Source organism: Streptococcus orisasini (assembly GCF_001431045.1).
GTDB lineage: Bacteria > Bacillota > Bacilli > Lactobacillales > Streptococcaceae > Streptococcus > Streptococcus orisasini.
The window spans coordinates 30,387-42,749 of the sequence record NZ_BCLE01000035.1; the positions used below are offsets into that span (position 1 = coordinate 30,387).

Below are 12,363 nucleotides of genomic sequence, written 5' to 3' on the forward strand. Positions count from 1 at the left end.
TAAGGAAATATTGTTATGACAACTTTGAAACTTGATAAGATTTATAAAAAGTATCCCAACAGCAGTCATTATTCAGTCGAAGACTTCAGTATTGACATTAAAGACAAGGAATTCATCGTCTTTGTCGGTCCTTCGGGCTGCGGTAAGTCAACAACCCTCCGTATGATTGCAGGTCTTGAAGACATCACAGAAGGAAAGTTCTATATTGATGATAAACTCATGAATGATGAGGCGCCTAAAGACCGTGATATTGCCATGGTTTTCCAAAATTATGCCCTTTATCCTCATATGACAGTTTATGAAAATATGGCCTTTGGACTGAAATTGCGCAAATACAAAAAAGATGAGATTGATAAGCGCGTGCGCGAAGCTGCTCAAATTCTTGGACTAAGTGAATTTCTTGACCGCAAACCTGCCGATCTCTCGGGCGGGCAGCGTCAGCGGGTAGCCATGGGGCGGGCAATTGTTCGCGATGCCAAAGTTTTTTTGATGGATGAACCGCTCAGCAACCTCGATGCTAAACTGCGGGTTTCTATGAGAGCAGAAATTGCTAAAATTCACCAACGTATCGGCGCTACAACCATCTACGTAACCCATGACCAGACCGAAGCTATGACTCTGGCAGATCGCATCGTCATCATGAGCGCCACTCCTAATCCCGATAAGAGCGGCTCTATTGGCCGAATCGAACAAATCGGAACCCCGCAGGAACTCTACAACGAACCTGCCAATAAATTTGTTGCTGGCTTCATTGGCAGTCCAGCCATGAATTTCTTTGAAGTAACTGTTGAAAAAGATCGGCTGGTCAGTCAAGACGGCCTCAGTCTGGCACTTCCGCAAGGTCAGGAAAAAATTCTTGAAAGTCAGGGCTATCTTGGCAAGAAGGTCATTTTTGGTATTCGGCCAGAAGACATCTCCAGCAATCAGATTGTACACGAAACCTTCCCAAATGCTCAGGTAACAGCTGAAGTTCTGGTATCAGAGCTCCTAGGAAGTGAAACCATGCTTTACGTTAAGTTTGGCAATACTGAGTTTACTTCCCGTGTTGATGCTCGTGATTACCATAATCCCGGGGACAAGGTGACCTTGACCTTTAATGTCGCTAAAGGACACTTCTTTGATACAGAAACGACTAAGCGTATCCATTGATTAAAAGATACCATCACATATTCTAATAAAACCTTAATATAAAAAGCAGGATAAGCCTCCCTAACCTTACAGTCGGAGCTTAGTCCTGCTTTTTTGATACACTTAACTTGACCCCATTCAGGGTATTAAAAAACAAGGAATAGATATCTTACACGCTTTAAAAATCAAAACCAAACCTTGTTGACTCCGCCTTGTCCTACTTTAGTACTGTCTGCAGCTTGTCACCTAGTCTGATTTTGATTTTCTTTGGCTATTAACTTTGCATCTAATCCTTATTTTTATTATATACTCTTAGCGCTGCCACCAATAAAGTTGATATTTTAATCTTCTATAATTTTAATGTCTGCTCCCAGATTGGTTAATTTTTCAATAATATCAGAATAGCCCCTCAGAATAAATTCAATATTGGAAATCACTGTCTGTCCCTTGGCAATAAGACCGGCTGTCACCAAAGCAGCACCTGCACGCAGATCAGTCGCCTTAACCGGAGCACCTGTCAGCTCATTAGGGCCTTCATAGACAATCTGGCCGCCCAAGACAGAAATATGAGCTCCCATTCGTGCTAATTCAGCAACATGATTGACACGTTTTTCATAGATGGTATCACGAATTTTGCCGCGACCGTGAGTCTTTAATAAGAGCGGCGTAATAGGCTGCTGCAAATCTGTTGCAAAACCAGGATAAGGAGACGTTTTAAGAGAAACAGCTTTTAGATTTCCTTGCTTTTCAACAAAAATACTGTCTTCTTCAATGGTCATATGTACGCCCATTTCTTCCAGCTTTGAAATAAAACTCTCCAAGTGTTCGTACAAGACATTGGTGATTCTGACACCTTCTCCAATGGCAGCCGCCATAGCAATATAAGTTCCTGCTTCAATCCGATCAGGAATAACCTGATGACGGGTGCCGTGCAGTCTTTCAACGCCTTCAATGGTAATAATATCAGTTCCCGCACCACGAATATGGGCTCCCATATTGTTTAAAAGAGTCGCAATATCAATAATTTCTGGTTCTCGTGCAGCATTTTCAATAACTGTACGACCTTTTGCTTTACTGGCCGCAATCATAGTATTAATGGTTGCTCCAACACTAACCGTATCCATATAAATATGAGCTCCGGTAAGCGCCTTGCCTTCGGTGGAAAGCCGCATAGCTTCTCCTTCATAGGAAACCGTTGCTCCCATGGCTTCAAAGGCTTTCAAATGCAAATCAATAGGCCGAGGTCCCAAATCACAGCCTCCTGGCAGACCGACAACAGCCTGACCAAAACGGCCCAACAAGCCCCCATAAAAATAATAAGAGGCCCGCAAACTATTAATCTTCCCATAAGGCATAGGAATGTCCTTGACCCCGCGAGGGTCAATCCTAAGACTGTCTCCCTCACGCTCAATACTTGCTCCCATTAAAGTCATGATGTCAATCAAACTGTCAACATCACTGATGGCTGGAACCCCGTCCAAAGTTACAATATCATCTGCTAAAATAATGGCTGGGATCAAAGCAACAACGCTGTTTTTTGCTCCAGATACAGCCACTTCTCCTCTCAAAGGATTACCGCCATTAATAATAATTTTCCGCATACAATCAAAACTTTCTTTAATCTTCAACTAGAATTCAACTAAACCATTTTATCACATCTTAAGTCACATTTCAAACTAACTGAATAATTAAAAACGATTAAAAATAAATGAAAACTTTTTCACAGATAAAAAAGCAGGGACTCCTGCTTTAGCTTAAAGAAAAAGTTTGATACTTCCTTAGGTGATGTCGGACGGCAGCGACTTCCTAGAGAATTCCATACCTAAACTTTGAGCCACGGTCTCAAAGTTTCCGAGTGTCAGAATTGGCTAAAATTCATCATTTCTGACACTTTCATCACGGCGGAAGTATCCTTTATCTAACTCGTTTGCGTTCGTGGAAACTTATATGGTAGTCTGCAGACTTTTTTGCTGATTAAGGTAGGCAATTAGAGATTTGTCTACAGTCTGAAACAGGGAGTCCTGCTTTTCAATCTCAATTATGAAGGGCCTGCTTGAGTTTATCTACTTTATCTACTCTTTCCCAAGGCAAATCAATATCCGTTCGCCCAACATGTCCATAAGCTGCTGTCTGACGATAAATTGGCCGCTTGAGATCAAGCATTTTGATAATCCCCGCCGGACGCAAGTCAAAAATCTGACGCACAGCTTCTTCCAGCCGGCTTTCAGGAACTGTTCCAGTTCCAAAAGTATCGACACGAACAGAAACAGGCTGGGCAACACCAATAGCATAAGCCAACTGTACTTCTGCCTTCTTTGCAAGACCTGCTGCCACAATATTTTTAGCGATGTAGCGCGCCGCATAAGATGCTGAGCGGTCAACTTTCGTGGCATCCTTGCCGGAAAAGGCTCCACCGCCATGACGAGCATAACCGCCATAAGTATCCACAATAATCTTACGACCTGTCAAACCAGAATCTCCTTGAGGACCCCCGATAACAAAACGGCCTGTCGGATTGATGAGATACTTGGTTTTGTCATCAAGATATTCAGCGGGAATAACAGCCTTGATAACCTTGTCAATGACATCTCTGTGAATGTCTTCATTGCTGGCTTCGGGATCATGCTGCGTAGAAATAACAACAGTGTCCACACGGACAGGTTTGTTATTTTCATCATATTCAACCGTCACCTGACTCTTGGCATCGGGCCGCAGATAAGCAATCTCTCCTGATTTTCTCAGCTCTGCCAATTTTCTAACCAATCGGTGAGCCAAAGAAATCGGCAAGGGCATAAGCTCCGGTGTCTCATCAACAGCGAAACCAAACATAAGCCCTTGGTCACCAGCACCAATCAAATCAAGTGCATCTTGCTCATCATGGCCGCGTACCTCAAGCGCTTCATTGACTCCCTGAGCAATATCTGGCGACTGCTCTACCAATGACGGATGCACCCCAACCGTTTCAGCTGAGAAACCGTAGTCGGTATCTGTATAACCAATCTCAGCAATGGTATCACGTACTATACGATTAATGTCCACATAGGCTTTGGTCGAAATTTCACCAAAAACATGGACAGAACCCGTATAAACAACCGTTTCAGCAGCCACATGGGCATCGGGATCCTGTGCTAAGGTAGCATCTAAAATAGCGTCTGAAATCTGATCGGCAATCTTATCGGGATGCCCCTCAGATACTGATTCAGACGTGAAAAGTTTACGTTCTGACATAAAAATGTCCCCCTTTTAATAAAAATAATTGTAATGAATCATGTTGATAACTTAATTGTAAAAACAAAACTGCTATCTTCTTGATTCCATTACTTTTACAGAGAAATAAAGAAGATTTTTTCATTTCTCTTAATGATATCGCAAGAAAACCCATGTTAGTTGATCCCAATGAGTTACGACGTCACAAACCAAAACAAGCCAAAATTCGATTTTAATGTTGGTTTGAGGCTAGTAAGTCGCTTAAGAAAAGTTCCATAGGATTTTCCGTAGTTTTATGAGCAAGTTGACTTGCCATAAAACTTAGCGAGTTAAAAAGTTACAAAGCACTGATTTGCGGCACCGATAAATGCCTGAGGAGGTCGGATTAGCTATCCTCAATATCTGACATGCCGCACAAATCACCTTTTCGGGACTTATTAACTTTTCTATTGTACCACGTTTTGATGCAATAATTTGAAAAATCCTATATTTTTTCACAATAGCAGGGTATAAATAAGACTAATAAAAAAGAGGGGCAAGAACTCAGAAGTATCATTTTTCTAAATTTTGCTCACTCTTTTTAATGTCTAATTAGCGTTTGAGAAGCCTTTGAAACCTTCCGGCGTTCCCTTGTTAAGGTGCTTGATAGAATCACTGCCCGGAATAGGCGGCAAACCAAAGGATCCTTCTGTTGTAAAGGCCTGCAATAAACCAGGTGTCCAATGTGCTTTTTCCAGCTGCTCAGGAGATATTTCGTGAGCAATGGTGTCACCTTGACCATCATCAATCTTCTTACCAAACAGAGGATCTACAATCGTACCGCGGCCAACTGCAATCAAATCTGTGTAATTCTCAACAGCATCTCTGGCAGCTTCTTCTGAGAAAACACCGCCGACAACAATCAGCTTGGTCTGATCATCCAAGATTTCCTTGAAGTATTCCGCAAAAGAACGTTCAGCGCCTTGCGGCTTAGAAGCGTAGCCATTCCACAGGGAAAGATGAATGTAGTCAAGATCGTTTTTGATGACTTCCTTGATAAGAGCCAGTGCATCCTTATAGGTATAGCCGATGGTATCCCCGTGAATTTCTTCCGGGCTGATGCGATAACCGACGATGAAATCATCGGGTGCATACTGGGCAACCACGCGCTTAACTTCGTGAACAACCGCCAGCGGAAAAGCCATCCGTTTTTCCAAAGAACCGCCCCACTTATCCGTTCGGCGATTTGAAAAGGCTGAGAAGAACTGCTGGATACCATAGTGGTTAGCCCCATGGATTTCTACACCATCAAAACCGGCATCAATAGCCCGCTTGGCAGCACGGCCAAAATCTTTGATAATTTCTTCAATTTCTTCCCCTGTCATTTCACGAACAGGATAGGACAAGAATGAAAAGTCCATGGCTGACGGTGCCAAAACTTCTTTGCCCTTAGCAGCACGTCCCATAGCTTCACGACCGCCGTGATGAATCTGCAATATAGCCTTATTGCCATCTTTCTTCAAGGCCTGCGCAATGGATTTGATAGACTCAAAGTGTGCATCATCATAGATCCCCAGCTGCTCCGGAACACCAGCCGGCGTACATGGCCCGCCGGTTTCGCTGACATAGTGATACTCAGAAATCAAGAGCCCTCCGGCCTGCGAACGTGCACCATAATAGTCCAGCGTATCCTCAGACGCAAAACCGCCTTCCTTGCCTGAGAAAGTCAGCATGGGCGGCAGAACGATACGATTGTGTACTTTTGCACCATGACGAAAAATCACTTTATCTGTAAGTTTATGAACCATTTTTTCCACCTCCTTATTGTGAAAACGTTTTACCACTTTCATTATAGCACTAAAGAAGAAAAAAGACGGGTAAAAACAAGTGCAAAGCAAAATTATTTCGGTCTGTTAAAGAGGTTGGTCTAAGGAGGTGATACAATGAAAATAACTGTTTTTTTATATCTTATTAGAACAAAAAATAATGACCTTTCCCCACAACTGTCTATTTATGCTACAATATAATAAAAGACGGTTGTTAACAGAGGATGAACTATGAAAACATATGAAAAAATTTATCAATTACTAGCGCAAACAGACAGCTTTGTAACAGGGGAGACTTTGGGAAAGGAGCTTAATATTTCTCGGACAGCTGTTTGGAAGGCCATTCAGACTTTAGAGGGCAAGGGACTTGTCATTGAATCTGTTAAGAACCGCGGCTATCGGCTGCTTTCGGGTGATCTTTTTTTGCCGGATGAAATCGAAAAAGCAACTGGCATTAAGGTCTTTTTCAATGAAAAAAGCACCTCTACCCAGTTAGACGCTAAAGCTGGAATGGAAAAAGGTGATCCTGTGCCAGCTCTTTATCTGGCTCCCAGCCAAAAAGCAGCCAAAGGGCGTTTTAGCCGGCAGTTTTTTACGCCAGAAAGGGGGGGAATCTACATGTCCCTACACCTGCATCCAGAATTACCTTTTAAGCAACTGCCTGCCTATACGCTCATGGTAGCTTCCAGCCTTGTAAAGGCCATTTCAAGACTGACCGGCATTGATCCTGAAATTAAATGGGTTAATGACATTTATTTAAATGGTAAAAAAATTGCCGGAATTTTGACTGAAGCTGTCTCTTCCATTGAAACTGGGCTCATTACCGATGTCATCATCGGAATGGGCATCAATTTTCATGTTACTGATTTTCCTGAGGAGCTGCAAAGCAAGGCAGCTAGTCTTTTTTCAGAAAAGCCCACCATCACGCGCAATGAACTCATCTCTGAAATCTGGAATATTTTCTTCAATATTCCTAAGGCTGATCTAATTAAAGTTTACAAAGAAAAATCACTTGTCCTAGACAGACAAGTGAGCTTTGTCGAAAATAATATTGCTTACAAAGGAACAGCTGTAGATATTACTGATACTGGACAGCTTATTGTCCAGCTGGAAAATGGAGAAGAAAAGAGCCTTAACAGCGGAGAAATCAGTCTTTCTTCTTGGTAGCCGCCAGCACTGCCTTGGTGAACTTGGTGATAAGATAGGTTTTACGTAAACTGCGAAACAGTAAAAACCCCCAAAAGCCAGCCCAGAAATACTGACCGTCCAAAACAGCATTATTCAAAAAAATTGTTTCAATCACGGTCGTTATCAGCATGATCATGAAATCTCGTTTTAGCATATTTCTATTGTACCAAAAAAATAAACATCCTTGTTAAATTTTTTAGGATAAGCAGTTTCTGAAATTTTATAAAGAGGGTGGGACAGACAGCAATAATGCCGCCTGTCCCACTCCTTTTTTCATTCATCAACAACTTGAAATCCTGCTTCCAAGAAAGCATTTCAAGCCATTTTTATTCTTTTTCAAGTGTAATTTTATCCGCCAAGAAGTCAAAACCTTCGGGAATAAAATCCTGCTTCTCTTGAATTTCTTCCTGGCTATTATCCTTGCCTGTTTTCAAGCTGTTAGCAAATTCACTACGGATAGCATTGAAATCAGCCCGCGGGACAGCCATAATCTTAGGTGAAAAACCAGACGCCTGACTCATAATATTACCAAATATATCATTAAGATTGGAACGCTTCATGACCTGCTCGGCATTAAAAGCGGCATCAAAAGCCAAAATTGCATTTTCACTGTTAGCAAGGACAGGTTCAGACCCCATCAAAAGAGCTCGGTCTTGTATTGAAATATTATTTAAAATCTCATTCCAGGAACTCTTAAGAGCATCCAAATATTGACGAGACTTCTGACTGTCAGCCACGGTTTCCCGCATAATAGTCATAACCTTGTCCTTATCCACCTTGTAGCGGAAGGTCTTGGTCTTTCGTACTTGGGGTTCCTTGGCAAGGTCTGCTTTTTTCACAGACTGTAAAGCCTGCTGCAGTTCCTGAATCTGTGTTTTCAATTCTTGAATTTCCTGCGTGACATTATCAGGCAGTTCTTGTGCTTGGCTAGATTTCTGCACCTTTTCACTCAGGCGGATGGTCATCATTTCTGCATAAATCTTGGGATGAGTCCCATTTTTTATTTCCGGCAGACTCTTGGTCACGATATCAATCATCCGGAAAACATCATCTTGAGGCAGAGATAAATTTTCCTGAAAAGCCTCACCTTGATGCGTGTTTTCACCGCCTGACTGGACCACTAAAATATCTCTAAGATAATTGAGCAAATCTGTCGCAAAACGGCTCATGCTCTTGCCGCTGTCAAAGATAATCTCCAAATCATTCAAAGCTTGACTGGTCTGATGAGCCAAAAGATCTGCCACATAATGATCCAGAGCACTTAGACTAATGCTGCCGGTAATTTCTTCAGCTATCTCTAGTGAGACATGCTTGTCATTGGTCAGGCTAAGGGCTTGATCCAAGATAGAAAGAGCATCCCGCATTCCACCTTCAGCCCGCTTGGCAATTAAAGCCAGAGCCTCCTCATCAAAGGTAACTTCTTCTTTTTGAAGGATTTCTGCCAGATGGTTTCGGATGGCCTTGGTTTTAATGGTCTTAAATTCAAAACGCTGTACCCGTGACAAAATAGTGGCAGGAATCTTGTGCAATTCCGTAGTCGCCAGAATAAACACGACATTCTCTGTCGGCTCTTCCAAGGTCTTCAAAAGTGCATTGAAAGCTCCAGTTGAAAGCATATGCACTTCATCAATAATATAAACTTTGTAAGTGGCTCGGCTAGGCGCATAGGTTGACTTATCGCGGATTTCCCGGATTTCGTCCACACCGTTGTTTGAAGCCGCATCAATTTCGATGACATCCTCAAGACTGCCATTGGTGATGTCGCGGCAAATATCACAGTGATTGCAAGGTTCACCATTTACTTGATTAGGACAATTCATAGCTTTGGCAAAAATCTTGGCAGCACTGGTCTTTCCCGTTCCGCGCGGTCCTGAAAAAAGATAAGCATGGCTAATCTTGCCTGAAGCAACCGCTTGTTTTAAGGTGGTTGCAACAACTTCCTGACCGACCATTTCATCAAAGGTTTGGCTTCGGTATTTCCGATAAAGCGCTTGATACATCAGTTAGTCACTCCAAACATTCCAAAATCCCACTTGGTTTTCTCTACTAAAACAGCCACAAACTTCTCCAGATACTCTTGATCAACAGTATTGTAGTCTCCTACCAAGGATGAGTCTAAATCCAGCACACCAAGCAGACGCTCTCCTTGATACATAGGCACTACAATCTCAGATTTCGCAGCAGCATCACAGGAAATGTAATTAGCATGCCTGCTCACATCTTCCACAATCAGGGTTTGCTTTTTCTGAGCAGATTCCCCACAGACGCCTTTACCCAGAGCAATTCGGACACAGGAAACGTTACCCTGAAAAGGCCCCAAAATCAGCTCAGTCCCATCAAACAGATAAAAACCGGTAAAAACCGACTGAGGTAAAGCCATGTTGAGCATAGCCGAAGCATTAGACAAATTAGCAAGTGCATTATTTTCTTTGTCAAACATAGCCTCTGCCTGTGCTAAAAGAATTTGATAATTTGAAAGTTTTTCTTGATTTTGCATAAAACTATTATAACAAAAAACAGCTTTGAGGGCGAATACTAAGAAAACTTTGATTAGATAAAAGAAATCATTTTTCACTAGCTGTCCTGTAAGGTTAAAGCCAGCAGAAGATGAACTTTTGAGGATGTCTTAACTGCTTAAACAACTACAAAAAGAGGATTGGCCTTTTTCTCCAATCCTGATTTATATTAAAAAACACGTTTAGTCAGCAGTTTCAATCCTATATTGCCCATTTTTCACCAGCACAACTTGACTGTTGGTCAACTTAAGAAGGTTTAACTGTCCGCCGTAAATTTCTGCCGTCTGCTTGCTGACCTCTTCAAAAGGAAATTCACCCCAATGCGGCAAAACAGAAAAATCAACTAGACCCAAGGCAGCATAATCCGTCAAATCAGGTGCCAGCTCCTTATCATCCATGATATGACTGTAGAAAATATCTTTTGAAGCAATGATGGCACCAGCTGATTCGCTGATATAAACCAGCCCTCGGTCAATTCGTTCACGAATCAGAGGCAGTAAATTCTTTCTTTTTAATTCCTGCAAGAGATAAAAGGTATTACCACCTGAAATATAAAGACAGGGCGTTTGTGCAATCTTTTCCCGCACCTCAGCCTCTGTTGCTTCTGCTATATCCAGCAGGTCAATGTCAAATTGCAAATCTGCAAAAACTGCCTTGCCTTCATCAATATAATCCGTGTACTCTTCTACATTTCCAGCCGTGGGAATGAAAAGCACTTTCTTTTCCAGTTTGTGCTGAACGACAAAATCTGCAAATAAAGGCTGCACTTTTGCAAAATAAGAGCATAGGAATAATGTCTTCATGAATTATCTCCCTTCTTCTACTAGCACCTACTGTTTGACAACCATATAGTAAACCCAGACTGCCTGTCTTTGAGAATCCAGCAAACGCAGGCCTATTTTATTCAAATAATTGGCAAAAGCGTCTCTTTCTTTCAAATCTGACAAATAATAATTGATTTTGCTTTGCTCGCAAGCTATGATGAAGAGCCCATCATTTGTCAGCACGCGCTTGATTTCAAGCATTGCCTGCTCCAAATCTGGCCAATGAAAATGCGTCTGAAAGGCACAGACAAGATCAAAGGAATTATCAGGATAAGCCAGCTGACTGACATCCATGACCTCAAAAGTAATATTTTCTTGCTGGTAACGCTGCTGAGCTTGAGAAATAGCCTCCGTAGAAATGTCCAGACCCCTGACTTGGCTATTTGGAAAAAGTTGGCCAAGGTAGGCAGTCGACGCTCCATTGCCAATCCCAATATCCAAAATATTCTCATAAGATTTTTTAGGAAGCACAGACAAAGCCCATTGTGCCATCGGTAAGTATGCTTTATTCCAAATCCTCATCATGATTCTACCAATAAAACCCGACGGATGTTTAGATTGGTTAATGAGATACTTAATTAGAATATAAATTACTACTGCTAAAACAAAAAGAATAAGAATCATTTTTAGCATCAGTAGCTCTCCTTATAGTCTTTCTTGGCTTGCTGCGTGCATTTTCTAATAAAGTCCGCTTTAGCATCCGTGTAGGCATCACGATCATGCTCATACGCTTTCCATAAGGACAATTTTAAGCTTTCATATGCTTTAACAATTTTCGAGTGTTCTGCTTTGTGTCGTCATAAAAAAACTCCCCTCATAGTTTCTAGTAAAATTTTTGTTTTTCATTATCCACTATGTTGGGAGTAATCAGACACTGTGATAGCTATTTTTTGATCTTAATAATATTCACCCTGACGGTAATTCCATGAATTGAAGACATCTGAGAGGTTCATCATAATCTTGTCAATGTCTAATCCTTTGCGGATGACAACTGGACAGTTGTCGATTGAGCGGCTGCCTTCACCTTGTTCAGGAATAAGTTTTCCGTCTTTATCAACCATAGAAACCATGACACCTTGTTCATAGCGTGTTTCAATCGTCTTATCAGGTTGGATAGACGCTACATAATCATCAGCTTCAATAACAAGGTCCACTGCAGACTCGATCCGCTCACCAATTCCTTCAACTTTACCACGGTTACCCTTACCTGATGGGTTAGCAGATGAGGCGTAAACCATCTTACCTTCTTTTTCCCACATTTCTTTGGCAATTTGCTCACCGGCAACACCAAACTTAATAACGAAACATGAAGTTTTACGGCCATCAGTCATTAACTCTTCACGCCCATCACCAAAGGCTTGGAGCTTAGCGTAAGCATCTTCTCGCCATGGAAGGATACAGCCAAGAAGGATATCTTCATCCCAATGTTTTTGATAGAAAGCTTCAATTTCTGGTGTCAGCTGAGCGAGGGCACGAAGCTCGTCCATGCTGCCGCAAAGGACAACCCCTGGCTTATTACGGTTACGGTTCTTAGCTTCAAACTTGCGCTCCAAACCAGCCTTATCACTGGTCATAATGATGTAGCCAACCTTGGTCGGAGTGACGATACAGCCACCATCACCTTTAAGAATTTCAAGCCCTTCTTGATTAAGTTTTCCATCCCATTGAACGTGTTTAGTCATAAAATAATTTCTC

General features: G+C 41.9%; 11 protein-coding genes and 1 pseudogene. 2 read left to right on the plus strand and 10 right to left on the minus strand.

The window, feature by feature from the left end; translation table 11 throughout:
* The first annotated feature begins 15 nt into the window (after positions 1-15).
* Positions 16-1,149 (plus strand): ABC transporter ATP-binding protein, encoded by a 1,134-nt coding sequence (locus SCSH_RS07850; protein ID WP_057491334.1) that lies wholly within the window; start codon positions 16-18, stop codon positions 1,147-1,149.
* A 320-nt stretch (positions 1,150-1,469) separates the two neighbouring features.
* On the opposite strand, the gene murA is transcribed toward SCSH_RS07850, so the two are convergent.
* The 3 genes from murA to SCSH_RS07865 all read right to left on the minus strand — a co-directional run bounded on the left by murA (position 1,470) and on the right by SCSH_RS07865 (position 6,122).
* Positions 1,470-2,729 carry a UDP-N-acetylglucosamine 1-carboxyvinyltransferase gene (gene murA, locus SCSH_RS07855; protein ID WP_057491335.1) on the minus strand — a complete coding sequence of 420 codons (1,260 nt, stop codon included), beginning with the start codon at positions 2,727-2,729 and terminating at the stop codon, positions 1,470-1,472.
* Positions 2,730-3,162: 433 nt separating this feature from the next.
* On the minus strand, positions 3,163-4,356 hold the full coding sequence (gene metK / locus SCSH_RS07860; RefSeq protein ID WP_057491336.1) for a methionine adenosyltransferase: 1,194 nt from the start codon (positions 4,354-4,356) through the stop codon (positions 3,163-3,165).
* A gap of 566 nt (positions 4,357-4,922) precedes the next feature.
* Positions 4,923-6,122 carry an NADH-dependent flavin oxidoreductase gene (locus SCSH_RS07865; protein ID WP_057491337.1) on the minus strand — a complete coding sequence of 400 codons (1,200 nt, stop codon included), beginning with the start codon at positions 6,120-6,122 and terminating at the stop codon, positions 4,923-4,925.
* 249 nt (positions 6,123-6,371) lie between these two features.
* Here SCSH_RS07865 and birA point away from each other — a divergent pair, with 249 nt between their 5' ends.
* Complete coding sequence (gene birA / locus SCSH_RS07870; RefSeq protein WP_057491338.1) at positions 6,372-7,307, plus strand: bifunctional biotin--[acetyl-CoA-carboxylase] ligase/biotin operon repressor BirA; 936 nt, start codon at positions 6,372-6,374, stop codon at positions 7,305-7,307.
* Here the strand turns inward: birA and SCSH_RS07875 are convergent.
* The 7 genes and pseudogenes from SCSH_RS07875 to SCSH_RS07900 form a co-directional block, all read right to left on the minus strand.
* Positions 7,288-7,482, minus strand: a complete 195-nt coding sequence (locus SCSH_RS07875; protein ID WP_057491339.1) for a DUF3272 family protein — start codon at positions 7,480-7,482, stop codon at positions 7,288-7,290. The genes birA and SCSH_RS07875 overlap by 20 nt on opposite strands.
* Before the next feature lie 172 nt (positions 7,483-7,654).
* Positions 7,655-9,328: a DNA polymerase III subunit gamma/tau gene (gene dnaX / locus SCSH_RS07880; protein ID WP_057491340.1), complete on the minus strand. Its 1,674-nt coding sequence runs from the start codon at positions 9,326-9,328 to the stop codon at positions 7,655-7,657.
* Positions 9,328-9,825, minus strand: a complete 498-nt coding sequence (gene msrC / locus SCSH_RS07885; protein ID WP_057491356.1) for a free L-methionine (R)-S-oxide reductase MsrC — start codon at positions 9,823-9,825, stop codon at positions 9,328-9,330. Before msrC ends, dnaX begins: the two co-directional genes overlap by 1 nt.
* 201 nt (positions 9,826-10,026) lie before the next feature.
* Entirely contained in the window at positions 10,027-10,647 is a 621-nt protein-coding gene (locus SCSH_RS07890) for a Type 1 glutamine amidotransferase-like domain-containing protein (protein ID WP_057491341.1), read from the minus strand.
* Between the two features lie 27 nt (positions 10,648-10,674).
* The gene (locus tag SCSH_RS07895) at positions 10,675-11,301 is read right to left on the minus strand and encodes a class I SAM-dependent methyltransferase (protein ID WP_057491342.1); all 627 of its coding nucleotides are present in this window, start codon (positions 11,299-11,301) and stop codon (positions 10,675-10,677) included.
* Positions 11,301-11,453 (minus strand): annotated as a pseudogene (locus SCSH_RS10940) (GrpB family protein); the annotation flags it as partial. The pseudogene SCSH_RS10940 and the gene SCSH_RS07895, both read right to left, overlap by 1 nt.
* A gap of 111 nt (positions 11,454-11,564) precedes the next feature.
* Complete coding sequence (locus SCSH_RS07900) at positions 11,565-12,350, minus strand: L-threonylcarbamoyladenylate synthase (protein ID WP_057491343.1); 786 nt, start codon at positions 12,348-12,350, stop codon at positions 11,565-11,567.
* Between the last annotated feature and the right edge of the window lie 13 nt (positions 12,351-12,363).

Excerpts from the sequence above, each read along its gene's own strand:
- metK (WP_057491336.1), bottom strand. The coding sequence starts at position 4,356 with ATGTCAGAACGTAAACTTTTCACGTCTGAATCAGTATCTGAGGGGCAT.
- SCSH_RS07895 (WP_057491342.1), bottom strand. The coding sequence starts at position 11,301 with ATGCTAAAAATGATTCTTATTCTTTTTGTTTTAGCAGTAGTAATTTAT.
- SCSH_RS07850 (WP_057491334.1), top strand. The coding sequence starts at position 16 with ATGACAACTTTGAAACTTGATAAGATTTATAAAAAGTATCCCAACAGC.
- SCSH_RS07865 (WP_057491337.1), bottom strand. The coding sequence starts at position 6,122 with ATGGTTCATAAACTTACAGATAAAGTGATTTTTCGTCATGGTGCAAAA.
- birA (WP_057491338.1), top strand. The coding sequence starts at position 6,372 with ATGAAAACATATGAAAAAATTTATCAATTACTAGCGCAAACAGACAGC.
- murA (WP_057491335.1), bottom strand. The coding sequence starts at position 2,729 with ATGCGGAAAATTATTATTAATGGCGGTAATCCTTTGAGAGGAGAAGTG.
- SCSH_RS07875 (WP_057491339.1), bottom strand. The coding sequence starts at position 7,482 with ATGCTAAAACGAGATTTCATGATCATGCTGATAACGACCGTGATTGAA.
- msrC (WP_057491356.1), bottom strand. The coding sequence starts at position 9,825 with ATGCAAAATCAAGAAAAACTTTCAAATTATCAAATTCTTTTAGCACAG.
- SCSH_RS07890 (WP_057491341.1), bottom strand. The coding sequence starts at position 10,647 with ATGAAGACATTATTCCTATGCTCTTATTTTGCAAAAGTGCAGCCTTTA.
- SCSH_RS07900 (WP_057491343.1), bottom strand. The coding sequence starts at position 12,350 with ATGACTAAACACGTTCAATGGGATGGAAAACTTAATCAAGAAGGGCTT.
- dnaX (WP_057491340.1), bottom strand. The coding sequence starts at position 9,328 with ATGTATCAAGCGCTTTATCGGAAATACCGAAGCCAAACCTTTGATGAA.